The following is a 17,094-nucleotide window of genomic DNA, read 5'->3' as shown; positions in this document are numbered from 1 at the left end:
CAAGCGGGTGCTTGTACATCGATCGATTTCGAGGGGAGACCCTAATGAATTACAACTGGGACTGGGGCGTGTTCTTCAAGTCCACCGGCGTAGGCAGCGAGACCTATCTCGACTGGTACATCGCCGGTCTGGGCTGGACCATTGGCATCGCTGTCGTGGCATGGATCATCGCTCTGCTGCTGGGCTCCATTCTGGGGGTCATGCGCACTGTGCCAAACCGGATCGTAGCGGGCATCGCGACCTGCTATGTGGAGCTGTTTCGCAACGTGCCGCTGCTGGTTCAGCTGTTCATCTGGTACTTCCTGGTACCCGACCTGCTGCCGCAGAACCTGCAGGACTGGTACAAACAAGACCTCAACCCGACCACCTCGGCGTACCTGAGCGTTGTCGTGTGCCTGGGTCTGTTCACCGCTGCCCGTGTCTGCGAGCAGGTGCGCACCGGTATCCAGGCGCTGCCACGCGGCCAGGAATCCGCCGCCCGCGCGATGGGCTTCAAGCTGCCGCAGATCTACTGGAACGTACTGCTGCCGCAGGCGTACCGGATCATCATTCCGCCGCTCACCTCGGAATTCCTCAACGTCTTCAAGAACTCCTCCGTGGCGTCCCTGATCGGCTTGATGGAACTGCTGGCGCAAACCAAACAGACCGCCGAGTTCTCGGCCAACCTGTTTGAAGCCTTCACCCTGGCCACGCTGATCTACTTCACCCTGAACATGAGCCTGATGTTGCTGATGCGCATGGTCGAGAAGAAAGTCGCCGTGCCCGGCCTGATCTCCGTGGGGGGTAAATAATGGACTTCGATTTCAGCGGCATCATCCCCGCGATCCCGGGCCTGTGGAACGGCATGGTCATGACCTTGCAATTGATGGTCATGGGCGTGATCGGCGGCATCGTGCTCGGCACGATCCTGGCGCTGATGCGCCTGTCGTCAAGCAAACTGCTGTCGAACATTGCCGGCGCGTACGTCAACTATTTCCGTTCGATCCCGCTGCTGCTGGTGATCACCTGGTTCTACCTGGCGGTGCCGTTCGTGCTGCGCTGGATCACCGGCGAAGACACGCCAATCGGTGCATTCACCTCGTGCGTCGTGGCCTTCATGATGTTCGAAGCGGCGTATTTCTGTGAAATCGTCCGGGCCGGCGTGCAGTCGATTCCCAAAGGCCAGATGGCCGCCGCGCAAGCGATGGGCATGACCTACGGCCAGACCATGCGCCTGATCATCCTGCCTCAGGCGTTCCGCAAGATGACGCCGTTGCTGCTGCAACAGAGCATCATCCTGTTCCAGGACACCTCGCTGGTCTACACCGTGGGCCTGGTCGACTTCCTCAACTCCGCGCGCTCGAACGGCGACATCATCGGCCGTTCCAACGAGTTCCTGATCTTCGCCGGTGTCGTCTACTTCATCATCAGCTTTTCCGCCTCGCTGCTGGTCAAGCGTCTGCAAAAAAGGTTCGCCGTATGATCTCTATCAAGAACATCAACAAGTGGTATGGGGACTTCCAGGTGCTGACTGATTGCAGCACCGAGGTCAAGAAAGGCGAAGTGATCGTGGTCTGCGGCCCGTCGGGCTCGGGCAAGTCGACGCTGATCAAATGCGTCAACGCGCTGGAGCCGTTCCAGAAAGGTGACATCGTCGTCGATGGCACTTCGATTGCCGACCCGAAGACCAACCTGCCGAAACTGCGTTCGCGCGTGGGCATGGTGTTCCAGCATTTCGAACTGTTCCCGCACCTGACCATTACCGAAAACCTGACCATCGCGCAGATCAAGGTGTTGGGCCGCAGCAAGGAAGAGGCGACCAAAAAAGGCCTGCAACTGCTTGAGCGCGTCGGCCTCTCGGCGCACGCCCACAAGCATCCGGGGCAACTCTCCGGTGGTCAGCAACAGCGTGTGGCGATTGCCCGTGCGCTGGCGATGGACCCGATCGTCATGCTGTTCGACGAACCGACTTCGGCGCTCGACCCGGAAATGGTCAACGAAGTGCTCGACGTGATGGTGCAACTGGCCCACGAAGGCATGACCATGATGTGCGTGACCCACGAAATGGGCTTCGCCCGTAAAGTGGCCGACCGCGTGATCTTCATGGACGCCGGCAAGATCATCGAAGACTGCCCGAAAGAGGAGTTCTTCGGCGACATCAGCGCCCGCTCCGAACGCGCGCAGCACTTCCTCGAGAAAATCCTGCAGCACTAAAAAGCCGAGCATCCAGGGCATCACATTGATCCTTGTGGGAGCGAGCTTGCTCGCGAAAGCGGACTGACATTCAACATCAATGTTGAGCATTCCGGCCTCTTCGCGAGCAAGCTCGCTCCCACAGGGACAGTGGTGAGCCTGCAAGTGTGGTTGACCCAAGGCAACTGTGATGAAATGCGACCCCAATCTTTATCGCGCAGCGCCGCCATCACTTGCCGTGAAGCCCCGTCTGATTCGTCATTTGTTCCTGCCGCCGCTGGTCATCGCGCTGATGATCGGTCTGGGTTTCATCGGCTTCTGGACCAGTGAGCATTTCGGTATCCGCAGCCTCGGCGAGAACGGCCAGCGTCAGCTGGAACTGCACGCCCGCGCGGTGGAAAGCGAGATCAGCAAATACACCTACCTGCCCAGCCTGCTGGAACTCGAAACCAGTGTTTCGCAGCTGCTGGCCGACCCGACCCCGGAAACCCGGCGCACGGTCAACGATTACCTTGAAGGCCTGAACCGGCGCAGCCGCAGTCGGGCCATCTACGTCATGGACACCACCGGCCGCGTCATGGCCACCAGCAACTGGCGCGATGTCGACAGCTACCTCGGTGAAGACCTGTCCTTTCGCGCCTACTTTCAGAAAGCCGTTCGCGGCGAACCCGGACGCTTCTACGGCATCGGCAGCACCAGCGGCGAGCCCGGTTATTACCTCGCCCACGGCCTCGAAGAGCACGGCAAGATCATCGGCGTCGCGGTGGTCAAAGTGCGCCTGGAAGCCATGGAAGAACGTTGGCAGCGCGCGCGTCTGGAAGCGTTTGTCAGCGACGAGAACGGCATCATCATTCTCTCCAGCGATCCGGCCCGACGCCTCAAGTCGGTGATCCCGCTGAGCGACGAGATCAAAGAGAAACTGGCGCGCAGCCTGCAGTATTACTGGTTCCCGCTCAATGAACTGCAACCGCTGGCCCGCGAAACGCTGGACGAAGGCGTGGAAAAACTCACCTTCCCGGCCAACAGCGAAGTGCAGTCCGACGAAGACGACATCAGTTATCTGGCGCAGACCCGGCCGCTGAGCGACACGCCGTGGAATTTCACCCTGCTCACCCCGTTGCAGGACTTGCGCCGCGAAGCGATCAACCAAGGCATTCTGGTCGCCGTGGCGTTTGCCTTCCTCGCCTTCCTGCTGATCGCCTGGAACGAGCGGCGCAAAGTCATCGCCACCCGCCTTGCCGCCCGTGAAGCCCTGCAGGAAGCCAACAGTCAACTCGAGCGTCGGATTACCGAACGCACCACCGATCTGCGCGCCAGTAACGAACGGTTGAAGAGCCAGATTCGCGAACGCCGTCAGGCCGAAGAGACTTTGCGCCGCGCCCAGGATGAACTGGTGCAGGCCGGTAAACTCGCCGCCATCGGCCAGATGTCCACGAGCATCGCCCACGAATTGAACCAGCCGCTGGCGGCGATGCGCACGCTATCCGGCAATACCGTGCGCTTCCTTGAGCGCGGTCAACTGGATGTCGCCAGCACCAACCTCAAGACCATCAATGACTTGATCGATCGCATGGGCCGCATCACCGCCAGCCTGCGGTCGTTCGCCCGGCGCGGCGACAACCACGGCCAGGCCAGCCTTGGCAAAGCCGTCGAGGCGGCGCTGCAATTGCTCGGCGCACGCCTGGAAAATCCAACGCTGCAGATTCACCGGCAGTTCGCCGACGTGCAGTTGCACATCGACCAGACCCGTCTGGAGCAGATTCTGGTCAACCTGATCGGCAATGCCCTCGACGCCATGCACGCACAAGCGCAACCCGAATTGTGGCTGGAAGGCGAAGAATTCGACGGCAAATACCGCCTGCGCGTGCGGGACAACGGCCACGGCATCGACGCCGAAGCGCGCAAGCATCTGTTCGAACCGTTTTTTACCACCAAGCCCGGCGCGCAAGGCCTGGGCCTGGGCCTGACCCTTTCCGCCAGCCTCGCAGCTGCCACCGGCGGGCATCTGGGTGTCGAGCACCCGGCCAGTGGTGGCACCACTTTCGTCCTCAGTTTACCGCTGGTAAGCCCTACTCCTGCCGAGCCCATATGAATAACGATCTCAGTGTGCTGATCGTCGAAGACGACCCCCATGTGCTGCTCGGCTGCCAACAGGCGCTGACCCTGGAAGACATTCCCTGTATCGGCGTCGGCAGTGCCGAAGAAGCGCTGGAGCAGGTCGGCGACAACTTTGCCGGCATCGTCATCAGCGACATTCGCCTGCCGGGCATCGATGGCCTGGAACTGCTGACCCGCCTCAAGGCCCGCGATCGCAGCCTGCCGGTGGTGCTGATCACTGGCCACGGCGATATCTCGATGGCGGTGGGTGCGATGCAGAAAGGCGCCTATGACTTCATGGAAAAACCGTTCTCCCCAGAGCGGCTGGTCGATGTCGCGCGGCGCGCTCTGGAACAACGCAGCCTCGCCCGCGAAGTGTCGTCGCTGCGCCGGCAACTGGCCGAACGCGATTCCCTCGAAGGGCGGATCATCGGCCGCTCGCCCGCCATGCAGAACCTGCGCGAGCTGATCGCCAACGTTGCCGACACCTCGGCCAACGTGTTGATCGAGGGCGAGACTGGCACCGGCAAAGAACTGGTCGCACGCTGCCTGCACGATTTCAGCCGCCGCCACAGCAAACAGTTCGTTGCGCTGAACTGCGGCGGCCTGCCGGAAAATCTGTTCGAAAGCGAGATCTTCGGCCACGAGGCCAACGCCTTTACCGGTGCGGGCAAGCGCCGCATCGGCAAGATCGAACACGCCGACGGCGGCACGCTGTTCCTCGACGAAGTGGAAAGCATGCCATTGCCGTTGCAGATCAAACTGCTGCGTGTGCTGCAGGAGCGCACCCTCGAACGCCTCGGCTCGAACCAGAGCGTGGCGGTCGATTGCCGGGTGATCGCGGCGACCAAATCCGACCTCGACGCCGCAAGCAAGGCTGGCGAGTTTCGCAGCGACTTGTACTACCGCCTCAATGTCGTGACCCTGGAACTGCCGCCGCTGCGCGAACGCCGCGAAGACATCCTGCAACTGTTCGAGCACTTCACCCAGCAATCGGCGCTGCGCTTCGACCGTGCCTTGCCGGAGCTGGACAACCAGACGCTGTCGAACCTGATGAGCCACGACTGGCCGGGCAACGTGCGCGAACTGCGCAACGTCGCCGAACGCTTCGCCCTCGGCTTGCCGGCGTTCAAGAAATCCGGCGCCAGCAGCGGCCAGGGCCTGGCGTTTGCCGAAGCGGTGGAAGCCTTCGAACGCAACCTGCTCAGCGACGCCCTGCAACGCAGCGGCGGCAACCTGACCCAGGCGAGCCTGGAACTGGGCATGGCCAAGACCACGCTGTTCGACAAAGTGAAAAAATACGGGCTGAGCCACTGATGGACCTGATTCTGAAAGCCGCGATCGGCGCCGCCGTGGTGCTGATCCTCGCGGCGCTGTCGAAAACCAGAAACTATTACATCGCAGGTCTGGTGCCGCTGTTTCCGACCTTTGCGTTGATTGCGCATTACATCGTTGGCAAAGGGCGCTCGGTTGATGATCTGAAAACCACCATCGTGTTCGGCATGTGGTCGATCATTCCGTATTTTGTTTATCTGGCGACGTTGTATGTGATGGTGGACCGGATGCGGCTGGAGGCTTCGCTGGCTGTGGCGGCGGTGGCCTGGTTGATGGCGGCGACGGTGTTGGTGACTGTTTGGGTACGTATTCATAGTTAAGATCAAAAACCACCCTAAAGCACATCCCCACCCGCCACCGGCTCAACCCGCGCCCAATGCGACGTATCCTCACGATGCGCCTGCAAATACGGCAGCACCGCCGCCAGCAACGGTTCCTTGAACGCCTCCTGAAACCGATGCGCCAACCCCGGAATCAGCTTCAACTGACTACCCTGAATATGCGCCGCCAGATGCACGCCATGCATCACTGGCAGTAACGGATCCGCCGTGCCATGCACCACCAGCGTCGGCACCCGCAACTGGTTGAGCAGCGCCACCCGGCTCGGTTCGGCGAGAATCGCCATGATCTGCCGCTTCACACCCTCGGGATTGAATGCCCGGTCATAGGAGGCCGCGGCCTGTTGCAGCAGGACCTGGCGATCATCGGTAACGTTGGGGCTGCCCAGCGCCGCGAGCAGATCCGCTTGTTGCTCCAGCGCCACTTCACGATTCGGTGCGCCACGGCGCGATAGTAATTGCACCAGCGCCGCGCTCGGTGCCGGCAACCCTTCGGCGCCGGAAGTGCTCATGATCAACGTCAGGCTCTCGACCCGCTGCGGCGCCATCGCCGCTACATGCTGCGCAATCATCCCGCCCATGCTCGCGCCGAGTATGTGGAAATGCTCGATATGCAAGGCGTCCATCAGACCCAGCGCATCGCCGGCCATATCGGTCAGGCTGTACGGCGCCGCCACCGGCAGGCCGAGTTTGTAGCGCAGCACTTCAAAGGTCAGGTTGGCTTCAACCGGCGCCTGACGCCAGGTCGACAGGCCGACATCGCGGTTGTCATAACGGATCACTCGAAAGCCCTGCTGACACAGCGCGACCACCACCTCATCCGGCCAATGAATCAATTGCCCACCCAGGCCCATCACCAGCAGCAAAGCCGGATCCGAGGCGCGGCCAATGCTCTGATAGGCGATGCTCACCTGCGCCAGATCGGCCCGCTCAGTCGGCACATTGACGTCGCAACGCGCCGCCGCCCCTGCCGTCGAACCGAACAAAAGCGCGGCCAACACGGCCGCGACAGAAAGAAAATGCTTACCCATGAAAAACACCGAAACGCAGAACCCCAGTAAGCCGCGAGTCTGATGATGTTTGTTCAAGCGCGCTGCCACAGTTCGATGACAGTTTGATGAAGAGTGCCGAGCGGTCATTCAGCCGGCAAACAATACCCATGTACCACCATGGTCCGACGTGAACGCTTTTCAATGAACCGCACAGGAGCGGATGCCCCGCTCCCCCTTGCGAGTCATCCACCATGCTCGAACCGCTTATCCTCGATTTGCCGCCCTCCCCAGAGTCGTTCGCGAAGACCCTGGCACTGCCCGAAACCATCGACGAAAGTTTGCTGTTACAGGCCAATCAGCGCTGGCGCGACAGCAGCAATGGCTTGCGCCAATTGTTTGCTAGCAGTCCCGCACTGCGCGATACGATCAACGCGTCGCTGCAACAACAACTGCAACTGAACGGCGAAAAGACCGGATTCGGCTTCACTGCCAGCCAAACGCAGCCAGAGCGTTTCGTCAGCCTTACCGATGCCTGCGCTTTTGTCGTACAACATCCGATGCTGGAACCCTCGCTTGACCAGCACTGCCACGTTGTCGGTCTGATGGCCGGTCATCCTCTGTACGCCCTGAAGCCGTCGCAACTGCTGGAAAAGCTCAAGCCGCTCGACCCGCAGCGCGCCCACGCCACACGCTGGGCCGAATTCTGGGAAGCACGTGCGCCGGGCACGCCGGTTTCGCGACGCACGCGCGCCAGCGACCTGTATCGAGCGCATTTCCAAGCGAGCGCTGACGCCGCTTACGCCAGTAAAATCATCGACGCCGAAGAGCTCGACCTGCTTCAGCAAATCGTCGATTCAGATTCCACTCCACTGACTTTCAAAGATCAGCCCATTCATCTGGAAAAACCGGCTCTGGTGCTGAGCAACCACAGCAGAGTCAAATTCCCCGGGGCTTGGGTCATCCGCGCGGGTGACCAGGTAACAGCGCGAACGCTGCTCTACCTGCCCTGCCGCCCGATCTGTATTCAGGCGTTCAACAATCGAGCGGATTTGCAAACGTGGCTGGTTGGCCAGGCGCAGATTCCCACCGGTCTGCCGCGCGAGAACCTGCGCTTCGATTACCGCGCAGCGACAGACCCGATGATCACCGGCGCCAGCGATCTGTTCGCCGACCGGCAACAGGCGCAAATCAGTGCGTTGCGCAATACCAACCGGGGCAAACCCGGGTTGCGCGAACACGGTGCGCACGCGCTGCTGCATGTCGAGCTGATTGACCATCAACGCAGCACAGCGATCATCGTCGCAGCACCGACCAAAACGCTCATTGCCCCAGATACGCTCGCGAGTGACGACCGTCCGTTGTTCGGCAGCCTGTCCGCTGGCATTCCGCTCGCCACAAGGCATGCCGCGCTCAAGCGCGAGCGCGAGGCTCTCGAACACTTGCTGGCCAACGACCGCGACGGCGCCCGATTTCGACAATGTCAGGACGCACTGAAAGCCTTGGAAATTGCCGAGCAAGCCTGCGAGAACGCCTGCACCTCGTTGCTCGACGCCCCTGCCGCCGCCACGACGCTCGCTGCGATTTATCAGGCTCACAAGAATGGGTTGTATGCCGAGGCGAAGCTGCAAGCGCTACTGGGGCAAATCGACAGCGCTGAACACGACCTGCTCAACGCTGTGCTGGACAACCCTGTGGCGGGCACACGCGATGCAGATCTGGTCGCGGCCAGCCTGACCCTGTCGCTGAGCGAAACCCGCGACGCAGCCACCACGGAGCAGCGCGAAACGCTCAAGGGCGCGTTGGTATTCACCCGGCAAGCGGCACTGACGGACAGCGCGTCCGACACGAGTCTGCTGCTTTACTGCCCCGGCAACGGCGGTGGCCTGCAGCGCTTCAGCGATCGCCGGGCATTGGCGCTCGCCCTTTTGAAAATTGGCGATCAGGACAGCGAGTCCGCTTTGCAACTCAACGCGATTACCACGGACCCGCTGCAGCATTGTCTCAACGCGCTGATCGCCAATTGCGAAACACAGGCAACCCGTCTGCGCGCCCAACCCGAGCACGCCGATGCACTGGAGATTTTCCGTCAGGATTGCACAGCCGCTATGCAGGTCCCGGTCAGCGCGGCCAGAGGCCTGATGTTTGCGCATGTGCAGGAGCAGGAGCGCAGCGGCGTGCTGGCCACTCATCTGCCGGGCTGGCTGGTGCATCTGCAGAAAAACGAGCGGATCGCACTCAAACAACATATTCAGGCGTACATCGACGCGATGCGTAAAAGTCATGCGCTGATGACCTTGGCACTGGAACCGCGCGACGACTTCACCCGCAAACATCTGCACGCGCGCCTGCGCAAGGATTTCGCCACCGAGGGCTATTTTTCCGTGCAGGTCGAGTTGCCCGATTCGACTGGAACCGAAACGGTGTTGGAACCCAGCCCCGCCGGCCCGCGGCGTAAAACCGTAATCGTGCCGGGCGCCACGCGCAGCAGGATGTCCCTTGAGGATCTTGCCCAACTGAATATCGACAACGTTCAATCAGTGCTCAATGACTCACTGTCGAAGCGCCTGATTTTCATGCGCCTGGACGTCAACGCCGCACGCCGACAGGATCGCAGCCGTCTGCTCAACGGCATCAACCTGAGCTATCTGCGTAAAGTCCTGCCGGAGCTGGACCTGCCCAAGGCCTATGAGCGCAGGATCCATGAAGCCTTCCATGGCGCGCCCGGCGAGGCGCTGTTCGTCAGGCAAAATCGACGCGAAAGCCTTATCGAACCCTGGCGCCTGCTGCTGAAAATCCAGTGCGACAACGCCCGGGCACAGAAACACCTCGCCCGTGATGAGGCTGAGGTGGTCAACATCGCGATCGACGCCAATACCGCAGACGCCTGGCTCGCCAATGGCAGGCGCATCGTGCTACTGCCGGTTTCGCTTAAAACCGGCGGCAAAGACACCCCGCGTGAAGGCCCCGTAACCTTGTCCGGCGTGACCTTCATTGAAGAGCAGATCAGCGGCACGACTGTGCTGTATCTGCCGGACAGCCCTGATCAGCGTTTTTTCCGCCGCTACGACAGTCTCGAGTCAGCGCGTAAAGGGCTGTTCAGATTGTGCGCAAGTGATCACTGGATCAGCTACCTGGCGGGCAAGGCCCTGCACGGCGATGTCCGCGCCCATGTCAGCCGCATCGGTCAGGCGGTTGAAAAAAATTTCGACGCCATTATCGACATTGGCCCCCGCTGGCCGGCGAGCACTTCGCTGGCCGCGCACCTGCTCGACGCGCACAAGGGGCGTTTGATCGAAGCTCATCGCGGCAGCTCGCGCTCCAATGATGAACTGTTCTTCGAGCGCTACGCACTGAAAGGGCCACGCGCGTTCAACTACATAAAAATGGCGCTGGGCATGGTGCCTTTCGTCGGCACCGTCGTGGCGCTGTACGACGCCTGGACTGCGGCCAATCAGGCCGTGGCAGCGTTTCTGCGCGGCGATGTGGCGGATGGCCTGGCGGAACTCGAGACAATGTTTCTCTCGTTGATCGACGCGTTCATGGACCTGCTCCCGGGCGAAGCGGTGGCTTCGACCCTCTCGCGCACCACGCGCGCGCTGACGCGTGCACGCCAGTTGCATACGCTGCTGGGCAACGTCGCGGCTCTGCATGGCAAAACGCAGCGCCAAGCCCGGCATGTACTGGCCCGTTTCCAGGGCTACGACTACGAACAACCGCTGTCGCTGGCCGGAATCGAGCCTGTCACTCACGGTCTCTACCGAGGCGTTTACCGGCATGTCGACGGTGATTTCATCGAACGTCAGGGGCGCATCTATCAGGTAGAACTGGGCACGGGCTCGCGCAACTGGCGCCTGTTCGGCAACTCGCGCAAGACCTACAAACAGCCGATCGCGCTGGATGAGACCGGCCAGTGGGACACCTGGTACGGCGTCTATGGAACCGCCAGCGCAGATGGCTTGCGTGGCGGCGGCAACGTCGCCGGGCATCTGGCCGATGCGCTGGACCCGTACTGGCCACCGGTGATTCGCCAGCGCTTGCCACGCTGGTGGGCAGAGCGCACGTTTCGTCGGCATCAGCAACTCGAATTCGAGACTGAACGCCTGGCCCATGTCATCGACAGCAAGGTCGAGGCACACAAGACCGCGATACTGGCTTTCCAGAATGCCAGCTCCGCCAACCAGCGTGCCCTGTTGCCTGCAGCCGAAACCGCATGCCTTGAAGATATTCGCCTGTGTGTTGAACGCTATCAGGCTTTGACGGAGTTGAAACCGCTCACCAGCGGCAATAAGCAAGCCTCCGTCAACCGGGTGCAAAGCTCCCTTGCTCAACGACTGACTTCGCGATACGCCATGCGCTCGGGTCAAGTGTCCGCAGCGTCTGTCCTGGTCCTGGAAGACGTCATGCGGCTGAGCAGGACAGTCAACGCTTTACCTCCAGGCGCACGGACGCGGCGACTGGCAATGTTTGCTCAGATTCGCGAGTTGCAACTGGACTACGTGAAAAAGTTCGAGGTACTGGAAGACCTCAGGACCAAAGTCAATCAATGGAGTGAACGCATCACCTTGAAATCCGACAAGGCCACTCAGTTCGGCATTGTCGAGCTCATCAACAGCCAACACAGCGACGCGCGTCTGCTCTATCACAAAACCTACATTCGCCTGGATCTGGTCAAGAATTACAGCTATGACAATGACGTTTCCTGGATGTACTTCCGCGAGCGCACAGATGAACTCTGGAAGCAGACCAGACAGGCCGCGACCACCCAGTACGACCTGCCGAACATTCAGACCACTGCGCAGAATCGCAGCCGCATGCTTGAGGAGTGTCTGGACGTCTACACCCGCTTCCGGCGGCAGATGACCATCTGGAGGACAGCCTATCCAGAGCATTTTCATCAGGACACCGTCGAACCGCTGCTTGATGGCCTGGAGCAGATGGCCGGTCGCGCCCGCCGAGGCGTCATCGATCCACCGTCGCCGAAAACACCCGGCCAGCCGGCCCAACGGGTTTTCACCACCGAGGACGGCAACCTGCTGTACGGCACGGAACGCTTCGACACGCAGTCGCAGCGGCGGATTTACGAACGCAAACTCAGAGAGGGTGAAGTGCAGATCTGGGAGCAAGGCGCCGACGGTCGCTCGCGTCAGATCGGCCCTCAGGCTCCATTACCCGAGGCACCACCCGTCACCCTCGCTGCTCTGATCAGTGATGCCCAGCAGCGTCTGGACAGAATTCCTGCCTACCGCGCCAGCGTGCACAGCAATGCCGACCGGGGCATGCTGCCGGTCGATCTGCAACACATGATGGACTCCCAGGCCAGTGAGCTGAACACCCGCGCCGACCGCATCGCCAGCAGATCTGCGCAGCATCCGCTGATCCAGCGATTGCGTGATGAAGCCGCCGAGCTTAGCGTTGCCGGGCGCACCCTGCGCACCGAACGCTCATTGACCAGCCTGAAGCCTACCGATGGCATGCTTGATGACCTGATCGGTCAAGGCGTCGTGGACATACGCCGAACGCTGCCGATCAAATTGCTCGGCAGGCGTGCCGGCCATCCGGACTACATGCAGGAATACGAGATCTGGAACCTTACGCGCGAACCCGAGCAGTTGCTGTGGTACGCGCACTTTCACTACCGCGACGCGACACCGGTGTTCGAGCGCTTTGAAACCGCGCACTTGAAATTGCCGCAGCACCGATTCCTGACCCATGCCGATGATGCGACGCTGCCCTATGCGAAAATCGGCAAACAGTCGGTTGTCATCGGGCATTTCCAGCGGGTTTGAACCCAGCCGCGCGAACTTGCCCACCACCCGTAATGACAGCGAACACAATGGGAGGGTCGTGAGCTCCAGATACGCCGTGGTCGACAACATAATGAGCATGAGACAAACTCAACAAAACCCTGCTGATCACAAGTTTTTTTCATGGAGCCACGCTGGTGCTTGAAATTCGCCATTTGAAGACTCTTCATGCTTTGCGCGATGCCGACAGCCTCGTCGATGCCGCCGACCGCCTGCACCTGACGCAGTCGGCGCTGTCGCACCAGTTCAAGGAACTCGAAGAGCGCCTGGGCATGGCGCTGTTTGTGCGCAAGACCAAACCGGTGCGTTTCACCAGCGCCGGTTTGCGCTTGCTGCAACTGGCCGATGCAACCCTGCCCCTGCTGCGCGCCGCCGAACGCGACATTGGCCGTCTGGCCGGTGGCACGGCCGGTCGCCTGCACATGGCGATCGAATGCCATAGCTGTTTCCAATGGCTGATGCCAACCATCGACCAGTTCCGCGACGCCTGGCCTGAGGTTGAACTCGACCTCGCTTCGGGCTTTTCCTTCGCACCACTGCCGGCGTTGGCCCGGGGCGATCTGGATCTGGTGGTGACGTCGGACCCGCTGGACATTGCCGGCATCACCTACGTGCCGCTGTTCACCTACGAAGCCATGCTCGCAGTGGCCAATCAGCATGCGCTGGCGAGCAAGCCGTATATCGTGCCGGAAGACTTGCTCAGCGAAACCCTGATCACCTATCCGGTGGAGCGTGATCGCCTCGACATCTTCACGCGTTTTCTCGAACCGGCCGACATCGAACCGGCGCAGGTGCGCACCTCGGAACTGACGGTGATGATGATGCAACTGGTCGCCAGCGGCCGCGGTGTCTGCGGCATGCCGCACTGGGCGCTGCACGAATACAGTTCGCGCGGGTATGTGAAGGGCAAGCGACTCGGCGAGAAAGGCTTGTTTGCAACGCTGTATGCGGCAATTCGCACGGATATGCTCGATGCGCCGTATATGCGCGATTTTCTGCTGACGGCGAAAGACACTTCGTTCTCGACCCTGGATGGGGTCAGCGCCGTGCGCTAAATCCGTCACGCCGCCGATCCCTGTGGGAACGATCATCTGCGCGGCTCAGATTTCACGCCACATGTGGATCTTGTCGAAATACTCTTCGCCCACCCGTACGGCCAGCGGTTCAAGGCCGAACTGGATAAAGCCGCAACGCTGATAGAGGTTGAACGCGGCGTCGTTGCCGGCGGTGACCGTGAGTTGCACAAGCTTCAGCGCAGGATGTTCTCGCGCTTCGCCGAGCGCCGCTTGCACCAGGGCGTAACCCATACCGCGCTGGCGAAAGTCGGTCGACACGTACATGCCGAACAGCGTCGCTTTGTGCCGGGCTTTTTCCCGTGGTTCGAAGGCCAAGCCGACGATCCCGGCCAGCTTGCCATCCTCGAACGCGCCCGATATCACGTCGAGCTTGCTGGTCAGGCGCCCTTCCCACCAGCTCAACGGCATCACCGCGCGCTCGCGCACGCTTGAGGTGAAAGCTTGCGGATGGCGGTCATAGGCTTCGAGCATCAGTTCGCGATAGGCCAGCGCGTGGCTGGCGTCCAGCCGTTCGATCCACATGTTCAGGCTGTCCTGCGTTGTTCAAGCATCAGGCGCACGGCCAGAGCGCCGAGCACAAACCCCATTACATAACGCTGCAGCAACAGCCACGTTGGATTGCGCACAAACCACGCCGCAATGCCCGCCGCAAACAACGCGATCAGTAGATTGACACTGAAGCTGACGCTGATCTGGGTCAGGCCGAGAACGATGCTTTGCGCGAATACCGAGCCGTGTTCAGGGCTGATGAATTGCGGAAACACCGACAAATAAAACACTGCGATTTTCGGGTTCAGTGCACTGGTCAAAAAGCCCATGGTGATCAGCTTGCGCGACGAATCTGGCGGCAACTGCTGCGCCTCGAACGGCGAACGCGCGCCGGGCTTCACCGCTTGCCAGGCCAGCCACAGCAGATACAGGGCACCGGCCCACTTCAACACTTCATAGGCCATCGGCACGGCCAGGAACACCGCGGTCAAACCCGCCGCCGCCGCAAACATATGCACGAAAAATCCACCAACCACGCCCAGCAACGACGTCACACCGGCCTGGCGGCCCTGACAGATCGAACGCGAGATCAGATAAATCATGTTCGGCCCCGGCGTCAGCACCATCAACAACGCAGCGGCGGCAAAAATCAGCAGGTCTTCAAGCGGGATCATGGCAAAGTCCCTTGCGTGGATGATCAGGCGAGTGCGCTCAGTGAACGGCGATAAAACGGCAGGATGTGTTCGCGTGTCAATGGCGCCAGGTCGACCGCAGGATCAGTGGCTGGATCGACCCAGATGACTTCTTCGATTTCCGCCGCCGGGCAGACGTCAACTGCGATGGTCAGCTGGAAAATCTCGGCGTATACGACAAACCCCGGCTCGTTGGCTGCTGGTGCGGAAAACTCGCCAAGGAATTCCGCTTGCGCAGGATCGATGTGCAGCCCGAGTTCTTCTTCCAGCTCACGCGCGAGGGTATGCACCGGTTCTTCGCCAGCTTCAATCTTTCCGCCCGGTTGCATGAACGCTGTGGTGCCGCGCTTGCGCACCAGCAAGGTCTGCCCTTGTGGGTTGAGCAGCAGCGCAGCAGCGATACGGAGGGTGCGGGGCGAAGCGTCAGAAGTCAGCGGCATGAGGCGGAAAATCCCTGGGGCAAAAAACCAAGGATCCCATGCCCGACCCTCCGCCGTCATGCGCGTTAGCCGTGTGCCTCCAGCGCGGCCTCTGGCTCCTCGGGTTCTCTGACGAAGACCCGGTACTTGCCGCCCTCCATCGCTTCGAAGGCAATCAGCTTCTCGATCAACGGGCCGCTCAGCACTTTGCCTGTGTTGAGCAGAAGCATGCCGTTATCGGCATTGAGGTTACGTGCCAGGATCATTCCGGCGCTCAGCTCGCGGGTGCTCAACACTTTGACCTGCGGGTCGATCAGGGCGACGTCATTGAGCAATGTCACACAGACCTCGATGAACGCCTCGACCAGATCCGGATCGTACAACCGGCCGCTGTATTGACGCAGGTACAGCAGCGCTTCGTCGTTGTTCATCTGCCGCTCGAGAATCAAGCCGCGCTGCAATTCGACGAAGTCCACCGCCAGCTTCAGCAACCGCGAGCCAAACGGAATCGCCTCGCCCTTGAGCCGGTCGGGAAAACCACTGCCGTCCCAATGCTCCTGATGGTGCAGGATCAGCCGGGCGGCATCTTTCATCGGATCGAGGGTCATCAGCAGCGATTCGCTCTGCTTCGGATAGCCGCGATAACGCTCGCGCTCTGCCGAATGCAGCAAATCCGACGGCGTAACCATCATCGAGTCCGGCCAGCTCAGTTTGCCGATGTTGTACAACGCCGCGGCCATGGTCAGGTCGCGACTGGACGCTTCGTCCAGGCCATGAACCTTGCAGTAGCCGCGCACCAATTCGATGATCTGCCGGTTGGTCTGTTTGGCGGGCGGCAACCGCAGGTTGGCCAGCAGCGAAAACACCTCGGTGCCGGTCACATAGCTGCGTTTGAGTTCTTCGTACGCCAGATCGAGCATGTCGGCGGTCTGCTGCAACTCGGCGGTGCGCGCCGCGACGTGCTTTTCCAGCGAAGTGTTGAGCTGTTTGAGCTGGGCATTCTGCGCCCGGGCCAGACGCTCCAGGCGTTGCCGCTCGCGCTCCGAATGTTGATGCTCCAGCGCCTGACGCAGGATCAGTAGCAACTCTTCGTCGTTCCACGGTTTGCTGATGTAACGGTGGATCTGCCCGTCATTGATCGCCTTGATAATGGCGCTCGGGTCGGCGTAACCGGTGAGCATGATGCGCAGGGTGCCCGGGTGGCGCTCGCGCACCTGCGCCAGCAACGTCGCGCCGTCCATGCCGGGCATGCGCGCATCGCTCATCACCAGGTCCACCGGTTGCTGCGCCAGCAGGTCCAGCGCCTGGGCACCGCTGGTGGCCAGCAGAACATCATAGGGCTGACCGCGTAACAAGCGGCGCAGACTGTTGAGAATGGATTCTTCGTCGTCGACCAGCAGCACCTTCGCTCGCTGGCTCGGCGTGGGCGTGATTGGCTCTTCCATGGCAAGGCCTCAAGCAAAACAGTGGACATGAACGATGCGCAGCACACCCCCCGGTGTCGCGGCGCCTGCTTCAAGGCTAGATGATTTTTTTACACTTTCACGCAAAACTTCTGCCGGCAGTCGCAGGCGAAGTGGCGAGGCGCCAACTACGCTCAAACGGGAAAACGACTGCGGTCGTCGAACAGATAAGAGATGAGGAAAAGGATGTTCCCGATGACAACGGCGTGTGTATCGC

The 17,094-nt window shown here is 60.9% G+C and carries 13 protein-coding genes; 8 read left to right on the top strand and 5 right to left on the bottom strand.

Features of this window, described 5'->3' with window-relative positions:
• The first annotated feature begins 44 nt into the window (after positions 1–44).
• The 6 genes from V6F91_RS16770 (at position 45) to V6F91_RS16745 (ending at position 5,924) form a co-directional block, all read left to right on the top strand.
• Positions 45–791, top strand: coding sequence for an amino acid ABC transporter permease (locus V6F91_RS16770; protein WP_039758393.1), 747 nt, complete (start codon positions 45–47; stop codon positions 789–791).
• Positions 791–1,462: an amino acid ABC transporter permease gene (locus V6F91_RS16765; protein ID WP_039758394.1), complete on the top strand. Its 672-nt coding sequence runs from the start codon at positions 791–793 to the stop codon at positions 1,460–1,462. Before V6F91_RS16770 ends, V6F91_RS16765 begins: the two co-directional genes overlap by 1 nt.
• Positions 1,459–2,193 carry an amino acid ABC transporter ATP-binding protein gene (locus tag V6F91_RS16760; RefSeq protein ID WP_007916729.1) on the top strand — a complete coding sequence of 245 codons (735 nt, stop codon included), beginning with the start codon at positions 1,459–1,461 and terminating at the stop codon, positions 2,191–2,193. The genes V6F91_RS16765 and V6F91_RS16760 overlap by 4 nt, the downstream gene beginning before the upstream one ends.
• A gap of 169 nt (positions 2,194–2,362) precedes the next feature.
• Positions 2,363–4,264, top strand: a complete 1,902-nt coding sequence (locus tag V6F91_RS16755; protein WP_332766284.1) for a sensor histidine kinase — start codon at positions 2,363–2,365, stop codon at positions 4,262–4,264.
• The gene (locus V6F91_RS16750) at positions 4,261–5,586 is read left to right on the top strand and encodes a sigma-54 dependent transcriptional regulator (RefSeq protein ID WP_332766282.1); all 1,326 of its coding nucleotides are present in this window, start codon (positions 4,261–4,263) and stop codon (positions 5,584–5,586) included. Before V6F91_RS16755 ends, V6F91_RS16750 begins: the two co-directional genes overlap by 4 nt.
• An 8-nt stretch (positions 5,587–5,594) precedes the next feature.
• Positions 5,595–5,924, top strand: a complete 330-nt coding sequence (locus tag V6F91_RS16745; protein WP_332766740.1) for a GlpM family protein — start codon at positions 5,595–5,597, stop codon at positions 5,922–5,924.
• Positions 5,925–5,938: 14 nt separating this feature from the next.
• Here the strand turns inward: V6F91_RS16745 and V6F91_RS16740 are convergent, their stop codons facing one another.
• Positions 5,939–6,973, bottom strand: a complete 1,035-nt coding sequence (locus tag V6F91_RS16740) for an alpha/beta hydrolase (protein WP_332766279.1) — start codon at positions 6,971–6,973, stop codon at positions 5,939–5,941.
• Positions 6,974–7,185: 212 nt separating this feature from the next.
• On the opposite strand from V6F91_RS16740, the gene V6F91_RS16735 reads away from it, so the two are divergent.
• Positions 7,186–12,720, top strand: coding sequence for a dermonecrotic toxin domain-containing protein (locus V6F91_RS16735; protein ID WP_332766277.1), 5,535 nt, complete (start codon positions 7,186–7,188; stop codon positions 12,718–12,720).
• 155 nt (positions 12,721–12,875) lie between these two features.
• Complete coding sequence (gene metR / locus V6F91_RS16730) at positions 12,876–13,793, top strand: transcriptional regulator MetR (protein WP_090285902.1); 918 nt, start codon at positions 12,876–12,878, stop codon at positions 13,791–13,793.
• 45 nt (positions 13,794–13,838) lie between these two features.
• On the opposite strand, the gene V6F91_RS16725 is transcribed toward metR, so the two are convergent.
• The 4 genes from V6F91_RS16725 to V6F91_RS16710 all read right to left on the bottom strand — a co-directional run bounded on the left by V6F91_RS16725 (position 13,839) and on the right by V6F91_RS16710 (position 16,859).
• Positions 13,839–14,336 carry a GNAT family N-acetyltransferase gene (locus tag V6F91_RS16725; RefSeq protein ID WP_332766272.1) on the bottom strand — a complete coding sequence of 166 codons (498 nt, stop codon included), beginning with the start codon at positions 14,334–14,336 and terminating at the stop codon, positions 13,839–13,841.
• Positions 14,337–14,338: 2 nt separating this feature from the next.
• Entirely contained in the window at positions 14,339–14,977 is a 639-nt protein-coding gene (locus V6F91_RS16720) for a LysE family translocator (protein WP_332766270.1), read from the bottom strand.
• A gap of 23 nt (positions 14,978–15,000) precedes the next feature.
• Positions 15,001–15,435 carry an NUDIX domain-containing protein gene (locus tag V6F91_RS16715; RefSeq protein WP_332766268.1) on the bottom strand — a complete coding sequence of 145 codons (435 nt, stop codon included), beginning with the start codon at positions 15,433–15,435 and terminating at the stop codon, positions 15,001–15,003.
• A gap of 65 nt (positions 15,436–15,500) precedes the next feature.
• Positions 15,501–16,859, bottom strand: a complete 1,359-nt coding sequence (locus V6F91_RS16710; RefSeq protein ID WP_332766265.1) for an HD domain-containing phosphohydrolase — start codon at positions 16,857–16,859, stop codon at positions 15,501–15,503.
• Between the last annotated feature and the right edge of the window lie 235 nt (positions 16,860–17,094).

This window comes from Pseudomonas koreensis (assembly GCF_036668835.1).
GTDB classification, from domain to species: domain Bacteria; phylum Pseudomonadota; class Gammaproteobacteria; order Pseudomonadales; family Pseudomonadaceae; genus Aquipseudomonas; species Aquipseudomonas koreensis_I.
Note: the sequence above shows the minus strand (reverse complement) of the source record. Positions and strands in the feature narration are given on the sequence as shown.